Raw genomic sequence first — 25,532 nt, forward strand, 5'->3', positions numbered from 1 at the left:
GGGAAGACAATGGTTGGCGTGACCGGATGTTCCGCGCCAATGTTGCAACCCCGTAATGTTGGAACCGGTGATTCCCTAGAGTTCCCAATGTGAGGTTGCGAGATTCGAGGTTGTTATGTGGAGCCTGCCGCCCGGCGATACCGTTCTGCATTTGCTGTCCTATGTGGCGCTGACCGCGCAGGCGATGACCGCCGCACTCGCGGCGGGCCGCCGCAGCATGGACTGGGCCGGCGTATGCATGCTCGGCTGCATTACGGCGCTCGGCGGCGGCACCATCCGCGACGTGCTGCTCGGGCATTATCCGCTGGTCTGGGTGCAGAACCCGTCCTATCTCGCGCTGACCGCGGTAGCCGCGTTCGTGACGATCCTGATCGCGCGGCATGTGCACCGGCTCAATGTCGCGTTTCTGGTGCTCGATGCGATCGGACTCGTCGTGTTCACCATGGCCGGCTGCGATGTCGCCTGGCAGATGAACGCCTCGCTGCCGATCGTGATCGTGGCGGGCATGATCACCGGCTGCGCCGGCGGCGTGCTGCGCGACATCCTCTGCAACGACGTGCCGCTGTTGTTTCGCGCCGAGCTCTACGCCAGCGTCTCCGTCGTGACCGGACTGTTCTACGCCACCGCGTTCGGGCTCAACCTCAATGATCAGCTCTGGACCGCGCTCACCTTTGCGCTGGGTCTCACGCTGCGCCTGTTCGCGATCCGCTACAAATGGGAGATGCCGAAATTCGTGTTCAATGGCGAACCGCGCTGAGCAGCTATCTTGCCCTTCGCGCTTTTGCGACCTGTTCCGCCGTCACCAGCGGTGCTGCGTTGCCCCAGGCATTGCGGATATAGTTGGTCACGTCGGCAATCTGCTGGTCGGTCATCTTCGCGGCATAGCCCGGCATCGATCCCTTGTTGGGCGCGCGCGGCGTCGTCACGGTCTCGGCGCCATCGAGAATGATGCGCAGCGTGCTCAAGGCGTCGGCAGATTGCAGGTTGGCGTTGCCGGGCAGCGGCGGGTAGATCCGCGGCGCACCCGATCCATCCTCTTCATGGCAGGCGATGCAGGCACCGTTGTAGAGCTTTTCGCCCAGGGCCATTTGCGCCGGGGAGGGCGGGGTGACCTTCGGCTCCGGCGCGCCCGCCGGCAGGTCTTTCAGGTAGACCGCGATGGCGCGGACATCGGCGTCGCTCATCTTGGAGGTCGAATTGACCACGACCTCCGACATCAGTTCGCCCGCATGGCTCCTGCCGTTACGACCGCTCTGCAGATACTCGGCGATGTCTTCCACGCTCCAGGATTTCAGGCCGCTGCGATCAGCGCCGTCCAGCCGCGGCGCGAACATGCCGTCGACGCGTCCGCCGCCGTAGGCCTGGCCGCGTTTGTCGGCGCCGAACATGTTCTTCGGCGTATGGCAGGCGCCGCAATGGCTGACGCCCTCGACGAGATAGCGGCCGCGATTCCACTCAGCGCTCTTTTGTTGGTCCGGCATCAGAATGCCGGGCTTGAAGAACAGCCAGTTCCAGCCGCGCATGACGACGCGGTAGTTGAACGGCCAGCGCAGCTCGGGCGCGTGCGGCGTATTGCTCACCGGCGTCAGCGTCGCCAGATAAGCGCGGATGGCGAGAATGTCCTGGCGCGTCAGCTTGGTGAAATTCGGATAGGGGAAGGCCGGGTAATAGCGCGAGCCGTCGCGCGCCACCCCGAAACGCAGGGCGCGGTAGAAATCGTCATTGCTCCAGGCGCCCAAGCCCGTCGCGCGGTCCGGCGTCAGATTGGGCGTGTAGATGCCGCCGAACGGGGTATCGATCCGCTTGCCTCCGGCGAACGGTTTTGCGGGATCCGCGGTATGGCAGCTTGCGCAGTCGCCAGCGTCGGTCAGCGCCTTGCCGCGCGCGATATCCTCGTCGGTCGGCGGTTCGCTCCTGGACTGGGCATGGCCTTCGGCAACGGCGAACGCAGTGCACAAAAGCATCCCGGCGAGAATCGTCCGCATAGCCCGGCGTGGTCCCTGCACCATCTGGCCTCCTGGAGCGTTATAGCGCGAAAGCAGACGGAGGAGGGATGTCATGCCGTTGCGCGCCGAGGCTCCCGGACGACACAAACCGAAATGCGGTGCCGCCATTCCCGGTACGAAATTGCGATCTTTGAAAGCACGGCTTCGGGGGCGAGATTTGTAGTGCGTGGCCAAGAAAATCCGACATAGACTGGTTCTAACAAGCTCAGATGACTAGCTAAAAAACAGTCATCCCGATCCAGGCTCAAGAGGGTGCAATGGGAATCAACCAGGGTCCGATCAGTCTCGATCAGAAATACACCCAAGGCACCGGCCACATCTTCCTGACCGGTATCCAGGCGCTGGTCCGGCTGCCGATGGCACAGATCCGCCGCGACCGCGCCGCGGGGCTGAACACCGCAGGCTTCATCTCCGGCTACCGCGGCTCGCCGCTCGGCGGCTATGACCAGCAGCTTTTCGCTGCGCGAAAACACCTCGAACAATACAACATCAAGTTCCAGCCCGGCGTGAACGAAGACCTCGCGGCGACCGCGATCTGGGGCTCGCAGCAGCTCAATCTCTCGCCCGGCGCCAAATATGATGGCGCGGTCGGCATCTGGTACGGCAAGGGCCCCGGCGTCGATCGCTGCGGCGACGTGTTCCGGCACGGCAATACCGCGGGCTCGGCCAAAAACGGCGGCGTGCTTTGCCTCGCCGGCGACGACCACGGCGCAAAGTCCTCGACCGTCCCGCACCAATCGGACCACGCCTTCATCTCCGCACTGATGCCTTATCTTTATCCCTCCAGCATCCACGAAATGATCGAGATGGGCCTGTTGGGTATCGCGATGTCGCGCTACTCTGGCTGCTGGGTCGGCATGAAGGTGATCACCGAGACGGTGGAGACGACCGCCGAGATCGACCTTACCGACGAGATGACCCCGTTCGCGATCCCGACCGATTTCGAGATGCCGCCCGGCGGTCTCAACCTGCGCTGGCCCGATGATCGCTACCAGCAGGACCTTCGCCTGCAGGACTACAAGGGCTTTGCGGCCATCGCCTTCGCGCGCGCCAACAAGATCAACCGCATCACCATGGATTCGCCGAATGCCCGCTACGGCATCATGGCATCAGGCAAGAGCTACGAGGACATCCGTCAGGCGCTGCGCGAGCTCGGGATTACCGAGGAGGTCGCTGCCAAGATTGGCTTGCGGCTTTACAAGATCGGCATGCCCTGGCCGCTGGAGCCGGAAGGCGTGCGCAATTTCGCTGTCGGCCTCGAAGAGATCTTTATCATCGAAGAGCGCCGCGAGATCGTCGAAAATCAAGTCAAGCAGGAGCTGTTCAACTGGCGCGACGACGTCCGCCCGCGCATCGTCGGCAAGATGGACGACCACGACAAGCGTTTTCTCACTTTCGCCGCCGAACTTAGCGTCGCTTCGCTGGCGAGCTCGCTGACCGAACGCCTGCTTCGACTCAATCTCAACCCCGAAATCGCCGCGATGCTGCGCGCCAAGGCCGACTGGTTCAACGGCCGTCAGGCGAGCCAGATGCAGGCGGTCGCCCCCGTCACCCGCACCCCGTATTTCTGCTCCGGCTGTCCGCACAATTCGTCGACCAAGGTGCCCGAGGGCAGCCGCGCCTTTGCCGGCATCGGCTGTCATTTCATGGCGCTGTGGATGGACCGCAATACCGAGACCTACACCCACATGGGAGGCGAGGGCGTGCCATGGGTAGGCGTCGCACCCTTCACCAAGGAAGAGCACGTGTTCGCCAATCTCGGCGACGGCACTTACTTCCACTCCGGCAGCCTCGCGATCCGTCAGGCGATCGCCTCCGGCGCCAATATCACCTACAAGCTGCTCTACAACGATGCGACCGCGATGACCGGCGGCCAGCATGTCGACGGCGAATTGTCGCCGCAGCAGATCACCTTCCAGCTTCATTCCGAAGGCATCCGCAACATCTATCTCGTCTCTGAAAATCCGGCTGCCTATCCGGCGTCCGACATCGCGCCCGGCGTCAAGGTCGCGCATCGTGACGAACTCGACACCGTCCAGAGAACCTGCCGCACGCTGAAAGGCACTTCGGCGATCGTCTTCGTGCAGACCTGCGCGGCCGAAAAGCGCCGCCGCCGCAAGCGCGGCCTGATGGAAGATCCGGCGCGCCGCGTCATGATCAATCCGGCCGTGTGCGAAGGCTGCGGCGATTGCTCGGTGCAGTCGAACTGCATCTCGGTGGAGCCTTTGGAAACCGAGATGGGCCGCAAGCGCACCATCAACCAGTCGACCTGCAACAAGGACTATTCCTGCCTGAAGGGCTTTTGCCCGTCCTTCGTCACCATCGACGGCGGCAAGCCGCGCCGCCGCGCGCCGGCAAACCTTGGCGACTCAGGCCTTGGTGATCTCGGCGATCTACCCGAGCCGGCTTCATTCCCCTCGCTAGAGCGGCCCTACAACATCGCCGTCGGCGGCGTCGGCGGCACCGGCGTGCTGACCATCGGCGCGCTGCTCGGCATGGCAGCCCATATCGAGGGCAAGGCCAGCATGATCCTCGACATGTCCGGCCTGGCGCAGAAGGGTGGCGCGGTGCTGAGCCATGTCCGGCTTTCGGAACACACTGCCGACGTCACCTGTTCGCGCATCGTTACCGGCACTGCCGATCTGGTGATGGCGGCCGACGAGGTTGTCGCCGCCGCCAAGGACACCATCACGCTCTGCGAAGCCAGCCGCACCGTCGGCGTCATCAACACCCACGTCATTCCGACTGCCGACTTCATCCTCAACCGCGATTTCAATTTCCAGAGCCGCAAGGTCAACCACGTGCTGGAGACCGAGCTGCGCAAGGACTCTTCTTTCTACGACTTCACCAAGCCGGCCGAAACGCTGCTCGGCGATTCCATCGCCACCAACATCATGATGCTGGGCTACGCCTATCAGAAGGGCCTGCTGCCGCTCTCGGCGAAGGCCATTCTGCAGGCAATCGAGGTCAACGGCGTCTCGATCAAGATGAATACGCAGGCCTTCCAGCTCGGCCGTCTCGCCGCCGCCGATCCGGCGCGGCTTGAAGCGATGATGAAGGGCCAGGATGAGGTCGTTGCACCGAAGACGCTGGATGCGATGTCGCTCGACGAGGTTATCGCCCATCGCAGCGCATTCCTGACCGATTATCAGAATGCCGCGCTCGCCGAGCGCTATCGGGGTCTCGTCAAGCGCGTGCGCGATGCCGCCACCGATGGCGGTTACGGTGATGCATTGCCGCGCGCGGTCGCGATCAATTACGCAAAGCTCCTCGCCTACAAGGACGAATACGAGGTCGCGCGGCTGTTCACCGATGGCCGTTTCGAAAAGCAGCTCCGCGACCAGTTCGAAGGCGACTTCAAGTTCAACTTCAATCTGGCGCCGCCCATCCTTGGCGGCGGCAAGGATGCGCTCGGCCGGCCGAAGAAGCGCGCGTTCGGTGCCTGGATGATGCCGATATTCCGGACGCTGGCAAAACTGCGCGTCCTGCGCGGCACGCCGTTCGACATCTTCGGCTACAGTGCCGACCGCAAGATCGAACGCGACCTGATCGCAGGCTACGAGAAAGACGTCGCCCACGTGCTCGGCCTGCTGTCGCCGGTCACCCACGACACTGCGGTCGAGATCCTCTCGCTGCCCGACCGCATCCGCGGCTACGGCCCGGTCAAGGAGAAGGCGATCCAAGACGCGAAAGCGCGCTACGCGCAACTCGCAGCCGATCTCGTCAACCCGCCGCCCGCGCCGCGGCAGATCGCGGCGGAGTGATCGCGTAGGGTGGGCAAAGGCGCGCTTGCGCCGTGCCCACCATCTAACACTTCGCTCGTGATTTCAGAATAATCGGCGACCGCGGGGGCCGGCGAACGGCCGAATTGAACCTTGTCTCCAGGGCTTCGATGGGGTGTAGTCGTCATCAGCTTGTCACTGCGTTGACGCATTGCCTGCTTCACACCAGCAACGGGTTAGTGGATGGATCAGGCCCTCGCCGATATCGGCATCATCTCCGCCTATCGCTTCGCGCGCGACGGTTCCGCGACGAAGCTCGACGTCGCCAACCTCGATGCGGAACTCGCCGATCCGCACGGCTGGCTGTGGCTGCATTTCAATCTGTCCAACCGTCGTTGCCACGACTGGCTCGCCAGGAGCACGTCGCTTTCCGATGTCGCGCGCGAGACCCTGCTCGATGCCGATGAGCATATCCGGCTCGATATCTTTGACGAGGAGATCGCCGGCGTTTTGCCTGACCTGCATCAGGAGTTCATGCAGGAGGGCGACGATCTCCTGCGGGTGCACTTTGCGATATCGTCGAAGCTGATGATCACCGCGCGGCGCAAGCCGCTGCGCGCGATCGAGCTGACACGACGTGCGCTCGATAGCGGCCCCAAGTTTCCAACCCCGGTGTCGCTGTTCGATGCGATCGTCGACCAGTTCGCCGATGTGATCGGACGCTATTCGGCGGGCCTCGGCGACGAGCTCGACATCGTCGAGAATCATGTGCTGCACGATGAGATCGACGATGAGCGATTGCGGCTGGGCCGCGTCCGCCTGCAGGCGATCCGCACCCGGCGGCAGCTCTCGCAGATCCGTGCCCTGTTTCATCGCATGGAGACGCGCGAGGACGTCGAATCCGAAACCCTGCTGTCGGCGATGCGCAAGCTTGCGCAGAAGTTCGACGCGCTCGACTACGAGTTCAGCGCGATCTATGAACGCGCGCGGCTGCTGCAGGACGAGATCGCCGGCCGCATGACGGCGATCACCAACCGCCGCCTGTTCACGCTGTCGGTCCTGACCGCGTGCATGCTGCCCTCGACGCTGGTCACCGGCTTCTTCGGCATGAACACCAAGGACATGCCGTTCCAGAGTGGCGACGGCGGCACCTGGTACGCGCTGTTGCTGGTGATCGCCGCAGGAGCACTGACCTGGTGGCTGCTCAGGCGGACCAAGGCGCTGTAGGGCAAAGCGAAGCGTGCCCACCCCTGAAAGCGGACATCGAGCTTTCGCATCTTCAAATCCGAAAAGTGCCAACATAAGACATCGAGTTGCGTGTGATCCAAAAAGAAAAGCCGCCCGAAGGCGGCTCTCCAAATTCGAACTACGCAAAGGATCAGGCGAAGCGAAGCTTGGGCCCATTCTGCTTGCGGCGATATGCCATGAAGCCCACGCCAGCGAAGCCGAGGATCATCATGGCCCAGGTCGATGGTTCAGGAACAGCCGCCACAGACGTTTCGAGGTTCAGGACCGCGGCTGGAGCCAGTGCGGATTGCGGTCCGAAAATCGCGAACAACTGCTCATTGGCAAATGGACCACTAATGGAAAGCAGCGAACCGCCGATCACAAACCTGGTGTCGCTTTGATTATGCGCAGCGGCATTCAAGCCAGCAATTGCCGACTGCGAAAGCGTTACCGAGAACTGCTGTATGGGGCCGTTCCCAGGGACGACTGCTGTGCCGTAGCTACTACCGTTGCCCAGATCATTATAAATGCCGACATTGTTTTGTGAATTGCTGATAAGGGCATTGATGCTGCCGGTATAATCGAAAAGCCCCAAGGTCTCGCTGGTTGTAGAGGTATTAATTCCATTCCCACCATAGAACGTGAGCGTCGCTGATGTTACGTTCTGGTTGGCCAAACCCGCGAGGTTGAAGGCAAGCCAATTATTATATACTGCGCCGCTGAGATTGCTTGAGCCGACGTTGATGTTGGTAACACCAGCGGTGAAACCACTGTTCGTATACCAACCGCTATCGAAGTTCTGGATCGTGGCGGCGTTAGAGGCTCCCCCAGCAATTACAGACAATAAAACCGCGCAACTCAGTGCACCCAACTTTAGCATACGCATTCGTTCAATTCCCTCATTGCCATTTTTATATAAACTAATAAATTTTATTTAAGAGATGCTACAGATTGATGACGATCTAGGCGTCAAGGTGTGACGATGCAATCGGCGCGACGCGGGCAATCTTTCGCGATCAAACACTCGGTCTATTCAGAACGCCGCATCATTGACACCTGATCGTTTAACCGGAAATGCCACCCGCGGCGTCCGCGCGGGTTGGGCATTCAACGAGGATCAAGAGCATTTTCCAAACGCCCGACTAGGGAATCGGTCAGTCGCGGCTGAGTAGGGCGCGTCCGCGAAGCGTAACCGAACACTTTCCCTTGCGCTAAGACATGGGGTTACGCCTGAGGGCTAACCTACCTACATCCTGCGTTACCCTCGACTCATAAATGTGCCGATCTCGGACAAGCCGTGTGGAACCGCGCAGGTGCATCGTTGTTGGGGCGCCTGATGGAACGCGTGGAGGAAGCGGAAGTTGTCAATCAAACTTGCGGAGGAACCTCTTTTGCCCGACCGAAACAGCCGCCAATTCCGTCTCGTTCTTTTCGGCCTCGCCTCCGCTGCGAGCCTCGCCATCTCTCCAGTGATGGCCGGAAGTCAGTCATCGAACTCCTCATCCAACTGCTCGAACGGCCGCTGCAGCCGCGTCGACACGCTGGTGGTTGAGGACGGCCGCGGCCGTAGCCGCGGCTGGCAGCGTATCGAGGCCTGGGAGGAGCGGCGGGGCCGCTCGGTCCGTGTCCGACCTCCGTACCGTTTCCGCGACCGCGACGACTGACATCTCGAGAAGCGTAGGATAGACAAAGGCGCACTTGCGCCGTGCCCACCACCTAATATTCCGCTCGTGATGGTGAGCACGCGGAGTCCGTCATCGGGCGCGCATTCGCGCGACCCGGTGGCTTTGCCTACCCTACGACTTCACGTTAGCACCGCAAAAACCCACTGCGCCAAAACACGAATTTCACCAGCCATTTCAAAGCGATTTGGGGCGTCCAGATTGCGAGCCAAAAATATTCCGCTTCTCATTTTCCGCAAATCAGCTTCCTTTACGCGCAACCCGCCTCATGAAGAGGGGCGTACGCGTCGTCACGATACGTGGAGTGCGGGTTGCGGTGGACGCGATGGCGTTGCGCGCGCGAGGCATTGCAGGGCGGCCTCAAGCTTTGTCTTGGGGCTGTGAGCGATTGATCCGCGCAGGACGAGCGGCGTTGTTGCGTACGGCAAAACCGTGTGGTCCTGGCACCCGTTGCTGGTGTCAAGCTGTCGGAGGTTGATCGAATCCAACCGGGTTCGATGGGCCGTTAATCCGACCGCGACGGAGGCAAGAGGAATTCGTCTCCGGGGAGAGCTCGGCATAAGCCGTAAAGCCATTGCGCAGGGAAGGCCGGATGCTCTCCGCTGGACCTGTATGCTCGTGTGCGCACTTCTTTGTGCACATTGCACACGAGACCGCGGGTGCAGCGCGCACCCGGTCTTCCCTGCGCCCTCTCATTCGGAGGGGGCAAGCGACCAGACACAACTCGGGCGCGTCGCGCCGCGAGAACGCGCTGGCATATCCGCCTCTCAGGCCTGATACGATTTCCGCTGATAATCATCCCGAGTTGAGTCTGGTCGCTACTGTCTCGCTCTGCGGAATATTTCCGCGCTTGCCAAGGGGGCGGCGACAGGCCAGAAAAAACCTGGAAGAAGAAACGCCAACGGAGAACGATTTGACCATCAAGGGCAAAGCCTACATTGCCGGGATCTACGAGCATCCCACCCGGCACGCACCCGACAAATCAACTGCGCAGTTGCACGCCGAGGTCGCCAAGGGTGCGATCGAGGATGCCGGGCTCACCAAAGCCGACATCGATGGCTATTTCTGCGCCGGCGACGCCCCCGGCGGCCTCTGGCCGATGGTCGATTACCTCGGATTAAAGGTGCGTCACATCGATTCCACCGAGACCGGCGGCTGTTCCTATTTGATCCATCTCGGCCACGCGGCAGAGGCGATCGCGGCGGGCAAATGCTCGATCGCACTGGTCACGCTCGCCGGCAAGCCGCGCACCGGGGTGATGCCGCCACGCGCCGCCGGCGCGGAAGCCGATTTCGAGGCCGCCTATGGCGCGACCACCCACAATGCCTACGGCATGTGTGCCATGCGCCATATGCACGACTACGGCACCACCAGCGAACAGCTCGCCTGGATCAAGGTCGCGGCTTCCCATCACGCCCAGTACAACCCGCACGCGATGCTGAAGGATGTCGTCACCGTCGAGGACGTCATCAACTCGCCGATGATCTCCGATCCCTTGCACCGCATGGATTGCTGCGTCGTCACCGACGGCGGCGGCGCGATGATCGTGACCACGCCGGAAATCGCCAAAAGCCTGAAGAAGCCGCTGGTGCGGCTGATCGGCCATGGCGAGGCGATGAAGGGCCCGCGCGGTGGCAAGGACCTGGACCTCACTTATTCCGCCGGCGTCTGGTCCGGTCCGCGCGCGTTCGAAGAGGCCGGCGTGACGCCGAAGGATATCAAGTACGCCTCGATCTATGACAGCTTCACCATCACCGTGCTGATGCAGCTCGAAGACCTCGGCTTCTGCAAGAAAGGCGAGGGCGGCAAGTTCGTCTCCGACGGCAATCTGATTTCCGGCGTCGGCAAGCTGCCGTTCAATACCGACGGCGGCGGCCTCTGCAGCAACCATCCCGTCAACCGCGGCGGCATGACCAAAATCCTCGAGGCTGTCAGGCAATTGCGCGGCGAAGCTCATCCGAAGGTGCAGGTGCCGAATTGCGATCTCGCGATCGCCCACGGCACCGGCGGTCTTCTCGGCGTGCGTCACGCCGCCTCAACCTGCATTCTGGAGCGCGTGTGATGGCTGAAGCGAAAAAATATCCGGCGCCGGTGACCAATCCCGAGACCGCGCAGTTCTGGGAAGCGGCAAAGGCCGGCAAGTTCATGATCAAGCGCTGCACCGCCTGCGGCGAGCCGCATTATTTCCCGCGCTCGATCTGCCCGTTCTGTTTCTCTGACAAGACGGTATGGGAAGAAAGCTCGGGTGAAGCCACGATCTACACCTACAGCCTGATGCGCAAATCGCCGACCGGACCGTACGCGATCGCCTTTGTCACGCTGAAGGAAGGCCCATCGCTGCAGACCAACATCGTCGATTGCGATCTAACGAGCCTGAAGATCGGCCAGAAGGTGAAGGTGGTGTTCAAGCCCACCGACGGCGCCCCGCTGCCGTTCTTCACGCCGGCCTAGAGTCTTCCCCTTCTCCCCTCATGTCCGCCGTAGCCTTCGGCGAAGGCGGATGTGGGAGAAGGTGGCGCGAAGCGCCGGATGAGGGGTTCTCTCCGCGAGCGATGTGCTTGCGGAGCCAACCCCTCACCCAAGCGAGTTTGTTGCCGGCGCCGGTGTAGCCCTCTCCCACAAGGGGAGAGGGCGCAGCAACGGGCACCGGGCCAGCTTCCCTTCTCCCCTTGTGGGAGAAGGTGGCGCGAAGCGCCGGATGAGGGGTTCTCTCCGCGAGCGATGTGCTTGCGGAGCCAACCCCTCACCCAAACGAGTTTGTTGCGGGTGCCGGTGATGCCCTCTCCCACAAGGGGAGAGGGCGCTGCAACGGGCACCGGCGAAGAAGAAAGTTCGGGAGAGAGTTCAAACATGCCGATCAATTACGAACAGCTCATGGCCCTGAAAAATCTCGGCCAGAAATATGCCTATACCGACCGCGAGGTGATGCTCTACGCCTACGGCATCGGCATGGGCGCCGACCCCATGGACGAGAACGAACTCGCCTACGTCAACGAAGGCACCTTTACCCCGCGTCCGCTCAAGGTCGTTCCGACCTTCGCCTCGGTGGCGGCGTGGGGTTCGAACCCCGGCGAGATGAATCTCAACCGCGTGATGGTGGTCGACGGCGAGCGCGACATCACCTTTCACAAGCCGCTGCCGGGCGCGGCCAAGATCACGGCCGACTCGACCGTGCTCGATGTCTTCGACAAGGGCAAGGACAAGGGCGCCGTGATCAGGCACCAGACCGTGCTGAAGGACGAGAACGGCGAGAAGCTCGCCACCCTGGTCGCCTCGCGTTTCGCCCGCGGCGATGGCGGCTTTGGCGGCCCTTCCGAGGGCCAGCCCGAACCGCACAAGGTGCCGAGCCGCGCGCCCGACAAGATCGTCGACATCACGACGCGGCCGGATCAGGCGCTGGTCTATCGCCTCTGCGGCGACCGCAACCCGCTGCACTCCGATCCCGAGTTCGCCAAGAAGGCCGGCTTCCCGAAGCCGATCCTGCACGGCATGTGCACCTACGGCATCACCTGCCGCGGCGTGCTGCAGACCTATGCCGATTACGATCCGTCCGCCTTCAGACAGCACATCGCGCGGTTTTCCTCGCCGGTCTTCCCCGGCGAGACCGTGACGATGGAATTGTGGAAGGACGGCAATGTCGTCTCGTTCGAAGCCAAGGTGAAGGCGAGGGGAGTCACCGTGATCAAGAGCGGAAAGACGGTGCTGGGGTGATGACGTCTGTGCCGCTGTGAATTGTTGTCGTCATGCCCGGGCTTGTCCCGGGCATCCACGTCTTTTCTCGGCGAAGGAAGGCGTGGATGGCCGGGACAAGCCCGGCCATGACGGCGAATAACAAACGACGAATGGGAGCAAGACCATGGGATTACTCGACGGCAAGGTCGCGATCATCACCGGCGCGGGCGGCGGGCTCGGCGAGGCCTACGCCAAACTATTCGCCCGCGAAGGCGCGGCAGTCGTGGTCAACGATCTCGGCGGCCCCCGCGACGGTTCCGGTTCGGACAAGTCGATGGCGCAGCAGGTGGTCGATGCGATCAAGGCCGAGGGTGGCCGCGCCGTCGCCAACGGTTCCGACATCTCGACTATCGCTGGCGGGCAGTCGGTGTTCGACGACGCCATCAAGAATTTCGGCCGGGCCGACATCCTGGTGAACAACGCCGGCATCCTGCTCGACGAGACTTTTGCAAAAGCCAAGGAAGCCAATTGGGACAGGGTGATCAAGGTGCATCTCAAAGGCACCTTCTGCTGCACCCAGCCGGTGTTCAAATGGATGCGCGAAAACGGCGGCGGCGTCATCGTCAACACGTCCTCGACCTCGGGCCTGATCGGCAATTTCGGCCAGACCAATTACGGCGCTGCCAAGGGCGGTATCTGGGGACTGTCGAACGTGCTGGCAATCGAGGGCCGCAAGTACAACATCCGGATCTGGACGCTGGCTCCGGGCGCGCTGACCCGGATGACCGCCGACCTGCCGCGCTATAAGGAGAACCCCGGCGCGGCGCTGGCTCCGGACGGCATCGCGCCGGCGGTGCTATACATGGTCAGCGATCTCTCGGGCGACCAGACCGGCAAGGTGCTTGGCGTCTCCGGCCCGCGCGGCGTGCGCGAGATGCGGATGATGGAAATGGAAGGCTGGAAACCGCCGTTCGCGGGATGGAAAGCCGAGGATATCGTGACCCACGCCAAGGACATCTTCTTCTCCGAAGAGCAGATCAAGATGGGGGCACGCCGGTTCTGATGCTTTGCCGGCGTTGTGGAGGTGCACCATGCTCGCATTACGGCCGGCGCGTCCGGAGGAAGGTCCCGCTCTAACCGAGCTGTGCCTGCGCTCCAAGGCCGTGTGGGGATATGACGACGCGTTCATGCAAGCCTGTCGCAGGGAGCTCACGCTGACGCCGGCAGCCATCATGGCATCCCAGGTGCAGGTCGCCGAATTCGACGGCCGTCTCGCAGGCATGGCCGAGGTGAAGTCCAGCGGCGACACGGCCCAGCTCGAGAAACTGTTTGTCGAGCCGGCCATGCTGCGCACGGGCACAGGCCGAAAGCTGCTCGATTGGGCCAAAGCCACCGCCCGCGCGGCCGGCGCCACTGCCCTGGTCATCGAGGCCGATCCCGACGCGGCCGAATTTTACCGCCGCATGGGAGCCGTCGACGCCGGCCTTGTTCCATCGGGCTCGATCCCGGGCAGGTTCATTCCGAGGCTCAATCTGCCGCTTTGAGGCACAGCTTAGTTGATGCTATCCATGACCCAGATATTCCACTCCCTTATCCCCTGCCAAAGAAGGTAATCATGAAGCTCACCGCCCAGGCCGCAGGCACCTTTGCGATTGCGCCGACGCCTTTTCACGACGATGGCCGCATCGACGAAAAGTCCATCGACCGGCTGACCGATTTCTACGCCGAAGTCGGCTGCGATGGCGTAACGGTGCTCGGCATTCTCGGCGAGGCGCCGAAGCTCGACGCCGCCGAGGCGGAGCAGGTGGCGGTTCGCTTCGTCAAGCGCGCCAAGAACATGCAGATCATCGTCGGCGTCTCGGCGCCCGGATTTGCCACAATGCGATCGCTGGCTAAAGCCTCGATGGATGCCGGCGCTGCCGGCGTGATGATCGCGCCGCCGCCTAACTTGCGCACCGACGACCAGATCACGGGCTATTTCAAGCAGGCGCAGGAAGCGATCGGCGACGACATTCCCTGGGTGCTGCAGGATTATCCGCTGACGCTGACGGTGGTTTTCACCCCGGCCGTGATCCGCAAGATCGTGATGGACTCGCCGTCCTGCGTGATGCTCAAGCATGAGGACTGGCCGGGCCTGGAAAAGATTTCGACGCTGCGCGGCTTCCAGAAGGACGGATCGCTGCGGCCGCTGTCGATTCTGGTCGGCAACGGCGGATTGTTCCTCGATTTCGAAATGGAGCGCGGCGCTGACGGCGCCATGACGGGCTATGCTTTCCCGGAACTGCTGATCGACGTCGTCAAGCTGTCGAAGGCCGGCAAGCGCGACGCGGCGCACGACCTGTTCGACGCGCATCTGCCGCTGATCCGCTACGAGCAGCAGCCCGGTGCGGGCCTGTCGGTGCGCAAATACGTGCTACAGAAGCGCGGCATCATTTCGTCCAGCGCGCAGCGCAAGCCCGGCGCCACCATCACGGCCACCGCGAAGGCCGAAGTCGATTATCTGTTGTCGCGGGTAGCGCGCGTCGACCGCCGCGCCAATCTGCAACCGCAATCCAGCGCGGCGGGTTAGTCCAATGGCCGAAGCCGTCGCCCCGCGTCCCGCATCCACCATCCTGCTGCTGCGCGATAGCCCTGAGCTTAAGGAAATCGAGGTCTTCATGATGGTTCGCCATTATGAGATTGACTTCAATTCCGGCGCGCTGGTGTTTCCCGGCGGCAGTGTCGACAAGGGCGACAAGGAAATCATCGCGACATCAGAGCTCTATTCGGGCGGCGAGGGCCTCGATGAGGCCACGCTCAGCTTCCGCATCGCCGCGATCCGCGAAACCTTCGAGGAGAGCGGAATCCTGCTGGCACGGCCGAAGGGATCGAAGACGCTGGTCGATGCCAAACGCGCCAGCGAAATCGAGGCTGCGCATCGCGCCGATCTCTGCGATAGCAAGATCAGCTTCCTCAAGGTGCTGACCGACAACGCCATGGTGCTGGCACTCGACGAACTCGTGCCCTACGCGCACTGGATCACACCGGAGGGCATGCCGAAGCGGTTCGACACCTGGTTCTTCCTCGCCGCCGCGCCACCGGAACAGGTCGGCGCCCATGACGGCAAGGAATCCACCGACTCGATCTGGGTGTCGCCGCGCGAGGCGCTGGAGGGCGGCGAGAGCGGGCGCTTCAAGCTGCCGTTCCCGACCACGCGCAACCTGATCAAGCTCGGCAAGCAGGCGAGCGTGAAGGCAGCAATGGATGACAGCCGTGGCAAACCGGTCGTCACCGTGACGCCGGTCATGACCAAGACCAGTAACGGCCGCCAGCTCCGCATCCCGCTTGAGGCAGGCTATGACGGCGACGTGTTCGAGGTCGGCTCGGTCGGTTGAATCACGGCCGAGCCGGCGCTCAGGCGAGGAACGTGTCAACCAGCGTCTGGTCCTGGTCATAGACCCAGCATTCGGACAGCAATTCGTCGCGCACGGCATAGACCAGCAAGCGCTCGACTTCGGTCGTCCTGCCGTCGCGCTCAAAACGCTCGCGCACCAGCAGCGCGCCGCGCTCGGGCCCGGCCATGACGTCGACGATGGCGAGCAGCCGGCGATTGGTGCGCCTTGTGACCTCGGCCAGGATGCCGAGCGCGGCGGCCTTGCCGGCGTGGTCGCCAGCCAGCGGGTTGCGGCCGAAATAATGCAGCGTGAAGTCGTCATGATAACAGGCGGCAAGCGCGGCGCGATCGCCTGCGCGCCATGCGGTCGCGTAGCGGCTGACGGCTTGTCGTGTGCGCTCGATCGCGGCTTGGTGCTCGATCTCAGGCCGGTTATTTGCCATCGTTGTCCATCTCGGGGGATCATTGCGATCCCTGACATTAGATCCGCCTGACAATCCGGGCTTTCAAGAACTGGCTATGCACGCAATGACGGCAGCGAAACTGATCGGGTGGGGCGGCCGGGTGCTGTATCTCGGCCCGGCCTTCGGGCTGACGCCGCACCGGAATGCGACCGCCGTCCTTGCCGTCGGCCTCGATGCGCCGCTGGAAGTCGCTGACGATCCGGCGGATCGCACGACGCATTATCGCGCAGCCCGCAGCGTGCTGATCCCGCCCAACAGCCTGCACCATTTGCGCATCGAACGGGGCCGGATGGCGTTCCTCTATGTCGATCCGTTGGGGCGCGACCTCAAGGCGTTGATCGCGCGGATGACGAACGCAACGCCGCGGGCCGCCTTCGATCTCAGGGAAGAGTCCGGCGTGATCGAAATCATGACCGGTCTGGCCGAAAGCCGGATCGCGGCGCAGGATGGACGCGCATCGCTCGGCGAACTGCTGGGTGTCGGGACGCGCGGGAAAACCAACGCGCGCATCGCCGCAGCACTACAGCATATGCGGGATGAACCACAGCGGGCCCACCGGCTGACGACCTTGGCGGCGCGGGCTGGCCTGTCGCCATCGCGGTTTCTCCATCTGTTCAAGGCGGAGACGGGGGTGCCGCTGCGGCGCTACCGCATCTGGAACCGGATGGGCGCGGCGCTTCGCGCCAACGGCGAGGGCGCCTCCCTGACGGAAGCGGCCCACGCCGCCGGCTTTGCCAGTTCGGCGCATTTCTCCAGCGCATTTCGCGACATGTTCGGCATGATGCCGTCGGACTTGGCGAGGGCGCTGAGGCCGGGGGTGACCCAAGTGTGATCAAGCTGTGTGACCAGGTTGTGTGACCTGGCCGCGATGCGTTGGGCCCGGGGAATCCGGCTTGTATATCGCCATTAACCACCGGCCGGCATGTTCCCCACGGCCCGAAATACATCGTATATTGCGCCCGATAGGAGCCCGGCCCCGACCAACATGACCGCTGAAACGCCGAATTCGCTGCCGCCGCGATCGTTCTCGCTATCGATCGGCCAACTGACATTCGGCAGCTTCATGCTGGTGCTGGCGGTGATCATCATCACCTCGACCGCCAGCGTCATCGCCATCCGTCACATCGATTCGACCTTTGCCGAGCTGCAGCGGCTGCAGAGCGTCGGCGATCTGGCCGAGGACATCGACCGCCGCATGAATGAGTTGCGGCTCGCCGCGCGGGATTTCGTCACGGAGCCTGGGACACAGTCGGTCCAGGTCGGTGAAGCCGCAGCCTCGCTCGGCGAGATCCTGAAGAAGACGCGGCTGGAACTCGCGCCCGAGCAGCAGGACATGATCGACGGCGTCACCGAGCGCCTGGCGACCTACCGCAGCGGCATCGAGCGGATTTCCGCGCTGATCAATCGCCGTGCCGAAATGATCGTCGCCTTGCCGCCCTTGCGCGAAAAATTCGATACAGCAATCGCCGAGGCATCCGATCCTCAGCTTGCGATGAGGCTGTCTCAGACCCAGAGCCGCATCGCGTCGGCGTTGCTGGCGCATAACCCCTCGGCTGCCGAACAGGCCGCGGAAAGCATGCGCTCGATGACGATCGCGGATCCAAGTCTGCGCGCGGTAGTCGACGATTATGCGTTGGCGATCGTCAACATCTCGGTCCGCGAGCGGCAGATATCTGACATCGACAAGGAAGTACTGGGCGCGGAGGGCCGCCTGATCCAGCGCGTCACGGAACTGTTGCGCGAGGTCAGTGAACGGCGGGGCCGCGTTCTGTCCCGCGAATTCGCCCGTACGCTGACGGAAGCGAAATGGCAGAGCATCGTTCTCGGTACGGCCGGTGTCCTGATCGGGCTGTTTGCCTCGCTGCTGGTGGTTCGCCGCACCGTGCGCCCGCTTGCCGCGATCGCAAACTCGATCCGCGCGGTGGCCCGCGGCGAAAAGAGCGCCTCGATCCCGGCGACCGACGTGGACAACGAGATCGGCGACATTGCCCGCGCCGCCGAAGTGTTCCGGCAGACGCTGGTCGATGCCGACTCCGCGCGCGAGGCGGCAGTGCGTGCGCTCGCCGAACAGCGGCTTGCCGAGGAAAGTTACCGCAAGCTGTTTGAGTCCTCGGTCGACGGAATTTACGTGACGACGCCCGGCGGCGCGCTGCTGAACGCCAACCCGGCGCTGGCTCGGATGATGGGCTATGCCACGCCGCAGGATCTGATCAACGGCATCGGCGACATCGCAGGTACAGTCTACGTCCATCCCGAAGCGCGGGCGGAATACGAGCGGCTGATGCAGCGCGACGGCATGGTCCGTGAATATGAGTACCAGGTTCGAACGCGCAACGGCTCGGTGCTGTGGCTCTCCGACAGCGCGAGTTCCGTGCACAATGAGGCCGGCGTTATCGTCCGCTACGAGGGAACGGTGCGTGACATCACCGACCAGAAGCGCGCCGAAGATGCGATCGCCGAAGGCCGCCGCTTGCTGCAAATGGTGATCGACACTGTGCCTGCGGTCATCAACGTCAAGGACAAGGAGCTCCGCTACGTCCTGATGAACCGCTATATGGCCGGCATTTTCGGGGTCGAGCCGGGCGACGCGATCGGCCGCACCACTGCAGATCTGATGTCGCGCTACGGCGCCGAAAAGACCGACGAGCCCGACAAGCGGGTGCTGGCGGCCGGCAAGGAACTCGGCTTCTACGAGGAGGAATACAGGGATGCGTCCGGCCATATGCGGCAATGGCTGGTCAACAAGTTGCCGATCCTGGATCCGTCCGGCGAGATCGAGAACATCGTGACCGTTGCGCTCGACATCGGCGAGCGCAAGCGCGTCGAATCCGAAATGCGCAAGGCCAAGGACGCGGCGGAGGGGGCGCTGCGGAACTTGCGCGAGACGCAGAATTCGCTGATCGAGGCGGAAAAACTCGCTGCGCTGGGACGGCTGGTGGCCGGCGTGGCCCACGAGGTCAACAACCCCGTCGGCATCAGCCTGACGGTTGCGTCCGCGCTGGAGCGCAAGACGTCGAACTTTACGGCCGAAGTCGCCCGCGGTGAACTGCGGCGCTCCAGCCTGAATGATTTTCTCGAAACCAGCCGCGATGCGTCGTCGCAGCTCGTCGCCAATCTCAACCGCGCCGCCGAGCTGATCCAGTCGTTCAAGCAGGTCGCCGCCGACCGCAACTATTCCGACCAGCGCAGTTTCGACCTCGGCGACCTCACCGAGCAGGTGGTGATGAGCCTGCGACCGGGCCTGCGCAAACACAATCTGACGCTTAATGTCGAGTGCCAGCCCAATCTGATGATGAACAGTTATCCCGGACCCTACGGACAGGTGCTCACCAACCTGTTCCTCAATTCGGTGGCGCATGCCTTCCCGGACGGCAAGCCCGGCACGGTCGATATTCAGGTGCGGGAGTCCGGCAAGGACAACGTCGAGATCATTTTTTCCGACAATGGATGCGGCATGAGTCTCGACGTCCGCCGCCGCGCCTTCGATCCGTTTTTCACCACGCGGCGCGACCAGGGCGGCACCGGGCTTGGCTTGCACATCGTCTACAGCATCGTGACGACGCGTCTCGGCGGCCGGCTCGACCTCGATTCCCAGCCGGGCGGCGGCACGCGCATCCAGATGATCCTGCCGCGTACAGCGCCGCTGGAGCTGGCGGCGGAGTAGGCGCGCGTACGGAGCGCTAGTTGATATCCGCCAGCTTGTGCAGCGTGGCACCGAAGATCTGGCTCGCTTTGCCGACGAGCGCGGTTCCGTTCATGCTGCCACGGGTGTCGGTGAAAGTGCCGGATACGCCGATGCCGACGGGATTGGGTCCGCCGAACAGCGGATTGTCATTGTCGCGCGGGGTGGTGTGACGCTGCACCAGGACTTCGCCTTTGAAGGTATCGCCCTTCACGGTGTAGCTGCCGGTATAAAACAGATAGGCGTCGCCCCCGAGAATCTGGCCGTCCCGGAACAGAATGACGCCGCTGCCCTTGCCGGTGCGCCCATCCAGCAGGGTGACGTGGATCGAATAGAGTCCGTTCTTCATGACGTCCCAGATGCCGGCCGCCGCGCCCACGGAAGCCGGTCAAGGAGTTATGCCAAAGCGTAGCATGCACCGTCAACGCGTCAGGTTGCCTGCCAAATCCCGTACAGGAGGCAAACGCAAGCCATGCCACTCCGACGTGACGCGAGGATGACTTACGGGGTAGGCCGACTCAAGTTGGCCCGCGAAATGCATGGCTCGGTTTGGCACCGGCCGGCGGGTGCTGGAGCAAGAGGAACAGGTGACCAACTGGATGAACTCCGGCGGCCACGTGCCGCGCCCATACGCAGAGAACAGCAACCGTGAAACTACGGGCTGTCATCGCGCGGGCTGCTGGAAAAAGTGGATGATGGTCGGCAGCGTGTTGTTGATGTTGCCGCATGCCGCCGATCGCGGCGAGGCCCGCGATCCCGACGGGCGCTATGCCAACTCACCGCTGAAGCAGTGGTTCGACAGTCTGAAGAGCGGGAAGGGACCTTGCTGTTCCGACGCCGATGGATATGCGCTGAGCGATGTCGATTGGGAGTCCGGCAACGGGCACTACCGTGTTCGCATCGACGGCGAGTGGCACGATGTGCCCGATGACGCCGTGATCACCGAACCGAATCGGGTAGGCCGAACCATGGTCTGGCCGATGCGCGGGTATCAAGGATTGACCATCCGCTGCTTCATGCCGGGCAGCATGACGTAGCGGGGCCACTAGGTCTATTCGCGGAAATCGTCCGGCTTGCCGGGAACGAAGCTGACCAAAACTCGGCGGCACCGGATTTTTCCGTCAGGCCGAAGCAGGGCTGCATCCGAACCACGCGAGTAGTTCGGGGCCGCCGGGGATATTGGCGTATATGGTCTCGATTTCATTCATGCTTTGTCGCGGGCAATCTGCGTTGCGCGCGCAGCCAGACCTTTCAGGCATATTTCTTGTCGCGCTCCAGCAGCTCGATCGAAATGCCCTGCGGCCCGCGGATGAAGCAGATGCGCACGCCGGGCCGGATGGTGGTCGGCTCCTTCGTGAACTCGACGCCCTTGGCCTTGATCTCGGCGGCGACCGCGTCGATGTCTTTCACGGTCAGGCCGAAATGATCGAGCCCCTGATAGGGCGTCACCGGCGGAGTGTTGACGCCGTCGCCGGCGGCGACTGGCGCAATGAACACATTGGCGCCGCCGAGCTTGACGTCGATCCGCCCCGGGGCACGGACGATCTCGCCGCCCAGGATGTCTTCCAGCCAGGCCGCGGTCGCTTCTGGATCGGGGCTGCGCAGATGAACATGATCCCAAGTAACTGCCCAATCGACGGTCGGCATTTCGGTCTCCCCATTATTGTTGTTGCGGCGCTCAAGGCCGGTTGCGGCGCGGCCAATGTAGCCGCCGCGCATCCGCAATTCCATCCCGGTTGGGCCGCCGCCGCAATATTGTCGAGGTGGCATGAAACCATTTCTGCTCTGGGTGATTGTTGACGGGCGGCGGGATCCGTACAGCGGCGGTCGTGACAGAAGCCGTACGGGAAACGCCCGTAGGGCTTTTTTCATGCGCGGCACGGCAATCGCAGGTGCTGCCGGGTGAGGGCGCGGTTATGAGAATCGCCGGGTGGTCGTTCGGAAAGTCCGAAGCACGGCTCGCCGTGCTGCCGGCCATCGCCATCGCTGGCTGCGCCATATGTTTGATGCTCCCACAGGCTAGCGATGCCGAGGGGCATTCCACCGCGACGTCGCCTGAAGTTACCCGCGTCGCGCAAGACACATCCCGCAACGACGACACGGCCGGGGTCCAGGCGACCCTGTCGAGCCCGGCGCCGACCGATGCCAACCCGGCGGCCGCGCCCACTGACATCGCGCCGCCGGAAACGGCGGAGCCCGCCAAGTCGCCGCTCGACGGCCTGACAATCATCTCGCAGTCCTGGCGAAGGGGCGGGCTCGGCTCGAAGGCGCTGGTGACCTTCACACTCCGCAACGCCAATGACTACGCGGTGAAGGATATTGAGATCGCTTGCAAGTTCGTCCGCCGGGACGGCAGCCATCTGACCGACCGCAGGCGTATCATTCCCGATACCGTGAACATGAAGAGCCGAAAGCGATACGCCGGCATGCTGGTCGGGTTTGTTAACGTCAACGCAAATAAGGCGAAATGTTCAGTGGTTACGGCCAGCCGTATTTAACCCTGCACGATCAAGCGCGCGTTCCCCGCACCCGAAAATGTGATCGCCGCCTTTGAACCTTGCCGGTGGGCTAGGAACTAACTGGTGTATCGCCCGTTAGGCGATTGAACCGCGCAGTACTCGCGCGGGGGGGAGCGAGACCAATGCCCGTAGCGCGTTATTTCCTGTTTGTCGGCGGAGTGCTGCTCGCGCTGTTGTTGGCGATCGATGCGATTGTCCCACAGCAGGCTGTCGTGGCCAGCCAAGCCGATCCTTCGGTCAACAAGACCGTGGTGCGCATCCGCTCCGACCAGAAGCTTCCGGAGCGGGTGGTCTACGACACCAGCCTTCCGACCATTGTTCCGCCGACCGTGACGGCCCAGGCCGTTGCGCCGCCGGCGCCTGCCGTGGCCTCGGCCGATGCCACCGCCCAGGCTCGTGTTCGGGAGACGTTTGCCCAGTTCGTCCCGGCGGAGGCGAAGAAGCCCGAGCCGCAGGTTCAGCGCAAGCGCAAGATCGCCAAGAGCCGGCCGGCGCCGCAGATGCAGTTCGCGCAGCCGCAAATGCGGGTCGCGCAGCAGTCGCAATTCGGCTTCTTCGGCGGTCGTAGCTGGACCTGGTAAGGCGCGGCGCCTGATTTAGCGCGGCAGCTTCGGAATCTTATCCGCAAAACCATTGAAACAGGTCAGCCGTTCGTCTTCCTCCTTGAGGAAGCGGCAGTCAGCGACGCCCTTTGCCGCCGGTGCCTTCGGCTTGGGCTGCGGCGCATAGATGGCGTCGTAGCAATTCAGGCGTTCCTTGGTGGCATCGTCGATGTCTTGGCAGGCCTGCAGCTTCTGGGCGGGAGACAGAGGCTTTTCCTTCTTGCCCGCCTCTGATTTCTTCGACCCGACCACAACCAGTGGTTTGCCACCGACAGACGGGGGATCGGCGGGGGCGGTCCCCTGAGCCAACGCCGCCGCCGGATACAGGATCGCCAGCGTCAGGATGATCTTTCTCATGTCAAAATGTCCGAATAGCCGTAAGCCGAACGAGCGCGCCTGGAGAGACCAGAACTCCCGACCTTCGGAATCGAAATCCCGCTGCCCGCCTGCGTTCTCTAGCACCATCCCCAAGCGTCTGTCTAACCTGTTGATTCAATGGCCATTCAATTGAGCCTGCGACGGCCCGGAGGGAGCCGGCCGGCCGGTCCTTGCTTTTTGACGCTTGGTTACCCTGCGGCGTGGCGGATTGTGATCGGCACGCCCAGTGCCAACCTTGTGGTCTGGAGAGCGCTTGTTCGGTGGTCGCGTGGGGCGTCGGAGCATTTCGCCGTACTACCGGGAGAGCATTACGTCCGATCCGCAACGCCGGGAGTTTTTGGCCGCCGCAGGCATTGCCCCGCTGCAGCTGGGTGGGGCCCAGCCGGCCGCCGGCGGCGATCCGAGCAACGTTCCGGACCCAACGCTCGCGGGCAAGGATCCGCGCGTATCGTGATCGGATTCAACGCGGGCATCTACGACACCATCGACCTGTCGCAATGGATCGCGGCAAATCCCAAGGATGTGTCGCCACGAATTCGGTCAGGCGGCGGAAGTGTTCGGAAAATTCCCGGATCGCGACGTGTTCATCGCCGGCAAGGTTGGGGCCCGACAGGAACGGGCCTCCAGGCGTGAATCAACACATCGACCGGTCGCGCGGCGCAATCGGGTCTGTGTGCTGCCGATCTAGCGCAGCCGATAGGCATCAAATGCGTGGGCGAGGAAGATGCCGATGCTGACGAAGATGAGGAACGCTGTCACGACCTCGGTCATAGCCTTCCTCCCTGAATTGCGATGCCGGAAAGGGTACGCTTGAGGAATTCGCGATAAATGAGGTTCAGGACCGATACAAACATGATCTAACCCCGTGTTTGATAGAACAACACCGTAGGGGGCCTTTGTTTCCAGAGGACTTCGCGGCGGAGGCGAAATGGTTTCGTCCCGCAGCCCGCGGATCACGGAATCGCGACGGAACCGGACATTTGATCGCCATCGCCGCCCTTTTCTCGCCATGCTAGTTCGGGAGACCTGCGGCCGCGGGTCTGCGAAGGCCGTATTCCCAAAGGTCCTGTGTGATCGTCCGAGATTTGCTGCAAAACGAAACTTCCCGCCGCGCGTTCCTGCGCGGGATCGCGTCTTCCGCCAGTGTGCTCGCGCTCGGTGGATGCGCCAGCCTTGGCGCGACCGGCGCGCGCTATGACGCTTCGTCGCTTACCGCCGAACCGACATTGCTCGTCACAACCACGCGCAAGCCGGTCAACAGCGGGCGGACCAAACCCTGGTTCGGGCCGGAGCGCGCGACCAGGATGACCGTCGCCCGGGCGAAGCTGGTGCCGCCTGACGAGAGCCGTTTCTCGCTCGCCGCCGCCGGTCTTGGCGATTGGCGCCTTGATGGGGTCGAGCCGGTGTCGGCAGACGTCAGCGATCTTCTCGCGCAGGGCGGCGGGGGCGACGTCCTGATCTACGTGCACGGTTTCAAACAGACATTCGAGACGGCCGCGCTCGATGCAGCACACCTCGCCGACGGCATCAAATTCCGCGGCCAGACGATGGTGTTCTCCTGGCCGTCCAAGGCTGGACTGTTCGATTACGCCTATGACCGCGATAGCGCGATGTGGTCGCGCGACGGCTTCGAGCGCGTGCTCCAGGCCGCCGTCACGGCTCCCGGCGTCGGCCGTGTTCACATCGTCGCACACAGCATGGGCACCATGCTGACTCTCGAAAGCCTGCGCCAGCTTTATGCGCGAAACGGCGACAGCGTTACGGACAGGATCGGGGCCGTGGTGTTCGCCTCACCTGATATCGACATGGACGTATTCTCGTCGGCGGTCACCCGCATCGGTCCGCTCGGCCGCAAGATCACCGTCGTTGCCGCGACGAACGACCGCGCGCTGGCGCTGTCGGGACGGTTAGCCGGCGGAATGACACGGGTGGGCGCCGCCGAGAAGGCCGCCATCGAGCAGCTCGGGGTGCGCGTCATCGATGCGTCCGACTCCGGCTGGGGCGTCATCAACCACGATTTGTTCCTGTCCAATGCGGAAGTGCGGCGGGTGATACGCCGCTCGATCGATACCTCAGCCGCGTAAAGCGGGCCTTGAGAAGCTGTTTTCGGCGCATTAGCGAGCCGTTAACCAGAAGCGCGGCGCCATGGAACCGGCCGAGCATCGATTTTAAGGGTTTTGCGGCACGATCAAGGAGATTGGATCC

The 25,532-nt window shown here is 63.0% G+C and carries 23 protein-coding genes; 17 read left to right on the plus strand and 6 right to left on the minus strand.

All coding sequences use genetic code 11. From position 1 onward, the window contains the following. Positions 1–115: 115 nt before the first annotated feature. The gene (locus IVB22_RS08525; protein ID WP_247516841.1) at positions 116–757 is read left to right on the plus strand and encodes a trimeric intracellular cation channel family protein; all 642 of its coding nucleotides are present in this window, start codon (positions 116–118) and stop codon (positions 755–757) included. 4 nt (positions 758–761) lie between these two features. Here the strand turns inward: IVB22_RS08525 and IVB22_RS08530 are convergent, their stop codons facing one another. Next, positions 762–1,985, minus strand: coding sequence for a cytochrome c (locus IVB22_RS08530; RefSeq protein ID WP_247516985.1), 1,224 nt, complete (start codon positions 1,983–1,985; stop codon positions 762–764). A 278-nt stretch (positions 1,986–2,263) separates the two neighbouring features. Between IVB22_RS08530 and IVB22_RS08535 the strand changes: the two genes are divergently transcribed. Together IVB22_RS08535 and IVB22_RS08540 are read left to right on the plus strand one after the other, a co-directional pair. Next, the gene (locus tag IVB22_RS08535; RefSeq protein WP_247516842.1) at positions 2,264–5,770 is read left to right on the plus strand and encodes an indolepyruvate ferredoxin oxidoreductase family protein; all 3,507 of its coding nucleotides are present in this window, start codon (positions 2,264–2,266) and stop codon (positions 5,768–5,770) included. Between the two features lie 201 nt (positions 5,771–5,971). After that, on the plus strand, positions 5,972–6,955 hold the full coding sequence (locus tag IVB22_RS08540) for a transporter (protein WP_247516843.1): 984 nt from the start codon (positions 5,972–5,974) through the stop codon (positions 6,953–6,955). Positions 6,956–7,106: 151 nt separating this feature from the next. Here IVB22_RS08540 and IVB22_RS08545 read toward each other — a convergent pair whose 3' ends face one another. Continuing rightward, positions 7,107–7,841, minus strand: coding sequence for a PEPxxWA-CTERM sorting domain-containing protein (locus IVB22_RS08545; RefSeq protein ID WP_247516844.1), 735 nt, complete (start codon positions 7,839–7,841; stop codon positions 7,107–7,109). A 505-nt stretch (positions 7,842–8,346) separates the two neighbouring features. On the opposite strand from IVB22_RS08545, the gene IVB22_RS08550 reads away from it, so the two are divergent. The 8 genes from IVB22_RS08550 to IVB22_RS08585 all read left to right on the plus strand — a co-directional run bounded on the left by IVB22_RS08550 (position 8,347) and on the right by IVB22_RS08585 (position 15,683). Continuing rightward, positions 8,347–8,619, plus strand: a complete 273-nt coding sequence (locus IVB22_RS08550) for a hypothetical protein (protein ID WP_247516845.1) — start codon at positions 8,347–8,349, stop codon at positions 8,617–8,619. 931 nt (positions 8,620–9,550) lie between these two features. Then, positions 9,551–10,699 (plus strand): thiolase domain-containing protein, encoded by a 1,149-nt coding sequence (locus IVB22_RS08555; protein WP_247516846.1) that lies wholly within the window; start codon positions 9,551–9,553, stop codon positions 10,697–10,699. Then, a complete protein-coding gene (locus IVB22_RS08560; RefSeq protein ID WP_247516847.1) occupies positions 10,699–11,088 on the plus strand; it encodes a Zn-ribbon domain-containing OB-fold protein in 390 nt (129 codons plus the stop codon). The genes IVB22_RS08555 and IVB22_RS08560 overlap by 1 nt, the downstream gene beginning before the upstream one ends. Before the next feature lie 399 nt (positions 11,089–11,487). After that, positions 11,488–12,348, plus strand: a complete 861-nt coding sequence (locus IVB22_RS08565; protein ID WP_247516848.1) for a MaoC/PaaZ C-terminal domain-containing protein — start codon at positions 11,488–11,490, stop codon at positions 12,346–12,348. Between the two features lie 145 nt (positions 12,349–12,493). Beyond that, entirely contained in the window at positions 12,494–13,372 is an 879-nt protein-coding gene (locus IVB22_RS08570; protein WP_247516849.1) for an SDR family oxidoreductase, read from the plus strand. Positions 13,373–13,400: 28 nt separating this feature from the next. Then, positions 13,401–13,853 carry a GNAT family N-acetyltransferase gene (locus IVB22_RS08575; protein ID WP_247516850.1) on the plus strand — a complete coding sequence of 151 codons (453 nt, stop codon included), beginning with the start codon at positions 13,401–13,403 and terminating at the stop codon, positions 13,851–13,853. Positions 13,854–13,924: 71 nt separating this feature from the next. Then, positions 13,925–14,878 (plus strand): dihydrodipicolinate synthase family protein, encoded by a 954-nt coding sequence (locus IVB22_RS08580; protein ID WP_247516851.1) that lies wholly within the window; start codon positions 13,925–13,927, stop codon positions 14,876–14,878. Between the two features lie 4 nt (positions 14,879–14,882). Next, the gene (locus tag IVB22_RS08585; RefSeq protein WP_247516852.1) at positions 14,883–15,683 is read left to right on the plus strand and encodes an NUDIX hydrolase; all 801 of its coding nucleotides are present in this window, start codon (positions 14,883–14,885) and stop codon (positions 15,681–15,683) included. Between the two features lie 19 nt (positions 15,684–15,702). On the opposite strand, the gene IVB22_RS08590 is transcribed toward IVB22_RS08585, so the two are convergent. Beyond that, positions 15,703–16,125, minus strand: a complete 423-nt coding sequence (locus tag IVB22_RS08590; protein WP_247516853.1) for a nuclear transport factor 2 family protein — start codon at positions 16,123–16,125, stop codon at positions 15,703–15,705. A gap of 85 nt (positions 16,126–16,210) precedes the next feature. Here IVB22_RS08590 and IVB22_RS08595 point away from each other — a divergent pair, with 85 nt between their 5' ends. Both IVB22_RS08595 and IVB22_RS08600 read left to right on the plus strand, forming a co-directional pair. Beyond that, positions 16,211–16,978 carry an AraC family transcriptional regulator gene (locus tag IVB22_RS08595; RefSeq protein ID WP_247516854.1) on the plus strand — a complete coding sequence of 256 codons (768 nt, stop codon included), beginning with the start codon at positions 16,211–16,213 and terminating at the stop codon, positions 16,976–16,978. Between the two features lie 153 nt (positions 16,979–17,131). Further along, positions 17,132–19,810: a PAS domain S-box protein gene (locus tag IVB22_RS08600; protein WP_247516855.1), complete on the plus strand. Its 2,679-nt coding sequence runs from the start codon at positions 17,132–17,134 to the stop codon at positions 19,808–19,810. A 16-nt stretch (positions 19,811–19,826) separates the two neighbouring features. Here the strand turns inward: IVB22_RS08600 and IVB22_RS08605 are convergent, their stop codons facing one another. Further along, positions 19,827–20,177: a GrlR family regulatory protein gene (locus tag IVB22_RS08605; protein WP_057838711.1), complete on the minus strand. Its 351-nt coding sequence runs from the start codon at positions 20,175–20,177 to the stop codon at positions 19,827–19,829. Positions 20,178–20,415: 238 nt separating this feature from the next. Here IVB22_RS08605 and IVB22_RS08610 point away from each other — a divergent pair, with 238 nt between their 5' ends. Continuing rightward, positions 20,416–20,865, plus strand: a complete 450-nt coding sequence (locus IVB22_RS08610; RefSeq protein WP_247516856.1) for a hypothetical protein — start codon at positions 20,416–20,418, stop codon at positions 20,863–20,865. A gap of 214 nt (positions 20,866–21,079) precedes the next feature. Here IVB22_RS08610 and IVB22_RS08615 read toward each other — a convergent pair whose 3' ends face one another. Next, the gene (locus tag IVB22_RS08615; RefSeq protein ID WP_247516986.1) at positions 21,080–21,475 is read right to left on the minus strand and encodes a VOC family protein; all 396 of its coding nucleotides are present in this window, start codon (positions 21,473–21,475) and stop codon (positions 21,080–21,082) included. 245 nt (positions 21,476–21,720) lie between these two features. On the opposite strand from IVB22_RS08615, the gene IVB22_RS08620 reads away from it, so the two are divergent. Continuing rightward, on the plus strand, positions 21,721–22,326 hold the full coding sequence (locus tag IVB22_RS08620) for a hypothetical protein (RefSeq protein WP_247516857.1): 606 nt from the start codon (positions 21,721–21,723) through the stop codon (positions 22,324–22,326). Positions 22,327–22,469: 143 nt separating this feature from the next. Continuing rightward, on the plus strand, positions 22,470–22,928 hold the full coding sequence (locus IVB22_RS08625) for a hypothetical protein (protein WP_247516858.1): 459 nt from the start codon (positions 22,470–22,472) through the stop codon (positions 22,926–22,928). A gap of 15 nt (positions 22,929–22,943) precedes the next feature. Here IVB22_RS08625 and IVB22_RS08630 read toward each other — a convergent pair whose 3' ends face one another. Further along, positions 22,944–23,306: a hypothetical protein gene (locus IVB22_RS08630; protein ID WP_247516859.1), complete on the minus strand. Its 363-nt coding sequence runs from the start codon at positions 23,304–23,306 to the stop codon at positions 22,944–22,946. 1,091 nt (positions 23,307–24,397) lie between these two features. Between IVB22_RS08630 and IVB22_RS08635 the strand changes: the two genes are divergently transcribed. Next, entirely contained in the window at positions 24,398–25,411 is a 1,014-nt protein-coding gene (locus tag IVB22_RS08635) for an alpha/beta hydrolase (protein ID WP_247516860.1), read from the plus strand. The last annotated feature ends 121 nt before the right edge of the window (positions 25,412–25,532 follow it).

It is taken from the genome of Bradyrhizobium sp. 190 (genome assembly GCF_023073415.1).
GTDB lineage: Bacteria > Pseudomonadota > Alphaproteobacteria > Rhizobiales > Xanthobacteraceae > Bradyrhizobium.

Coding starts and splice junctions, on each gene's coding strand:
- IVB22_RS08570 (WP_247516849.1), top strand. CDS start 12,494: ATGGGATTACTCGACGGCAAGGTCGCGATCATCACCGGCGCGGGCGGC.
- IVB22_RS08535 (WP_247516842.1), top strand. CDS start 2,264: ATGGGAATCAACCAGGGTCCGATCAGTCTCGATCAGAAATACACCCAA.
- IVB22_RS08595 (WP_247516854.1), top strand. CDS start 16,211: ATGACGGCAGCGAAACTGATCGGGTGGGGCGGCCGGGTGCTGTATCTC.
- IVB22_RS08630 (WP_247516859.1), bottom strand. CDS start 23,306: ATGAGAAAGATCATCCTGACGCTGGCGATCCTGTATCCGGCGGCGGCG.
- IVB22_RS08545 (WP_247516844.1), bottom strand. CDS start 7,841: ATGCGTATGCTAAAGTTGGGTGCACTGAGTTGCGCGGTTTTATTGTCT.
- IVB22_RS08565 (WP_247516848.1), top strand. CDS start 11,488: ATGCCGATCAATTACGAACAGCTCATGGCCCTGAAAAATCTCGGCCAG.
- IVB22_RS08525 (WP_247516841.1), top strand. CDS start 116: ATGTGGAGCCTGCCGCCCGGCGATACCGTTCTGCATTTGCTGTCCTAT.
- IVB22_RS08615 (WP_247516986.1), bottom strand. CDS start 21,475: ATGCCGACCGTCGATTGGGCAGTTACTTGGGATCATGTTCATCTGCGC.
- IVB22_RS08580 (WP_247516851.1), top strand. CDS start 13,925: ATGAAGCTCACCGCCCAGGCCGCAGGCACCTTTGCGATTGCGCCGACG.
- IVB22_RS08625 (WP_247516858.1), top strand. CDS start 22,470: ATGCCCGTAGCGCGTTATTTCCTGTTTGTCGGCGGAGTGCTGCTCGCG.
- IVB22_RS08575 (WP_247516850.1), top strand. CDS start 13,401: ATGCTCGCATTACGGCCGGCGCGTCCGGAGGAAGGTCCCGCTCTAACC.
- IVB22_RS08540 (WP_247516843.1), top strand. CDS start 5,972: ATGGATCAGGCCCTCGCCGATATCGGCATCATCTCCGCCTATCGCTTC.
- IVB22_RS08605 (WP_057838711.1), bottom strand. CDS start 20,177: ATGAAGAACGGACTCTATTCGATCCACGTCACCCTGCTGGATGGGCGC.
- IVB22_RS08585 (WP_247516852.1), top strand. CDS start 14,883: ATGGCCGAAGCCGTCGCCCCGCGTCCCGCATCCACCATCCTGCTGCTG.
- IVB22_RS08560 (WP_247516847.1), top strand. CDS start 10,699: ATGGCTGAAGCGAAAAAATATCCGGCGCCGGTGACCAATCCCGAGACC.
- IVB22_RS08600 (WP_247516855.1), top strand. CDS start 17,132: ATGACCGCTGAAACGCCGAATTCGCTGCCGCCGCGATCGTTCTCGCTA.
- IVB22_RS08530 (WP_247516985.1), bottom strand. CDS start 1,985: ATGCGGACGATTCTCGCCGGGATGCTTTTGTGCACTGCGTTCGCCGTT.
- IVB22_RS08590 (WP_247516853.1), bottom strand. CDS start 16,125: ATGGCAAATAACCGGCCTGAGATCGAGCACCAAGCCGCGATCGAGCGC.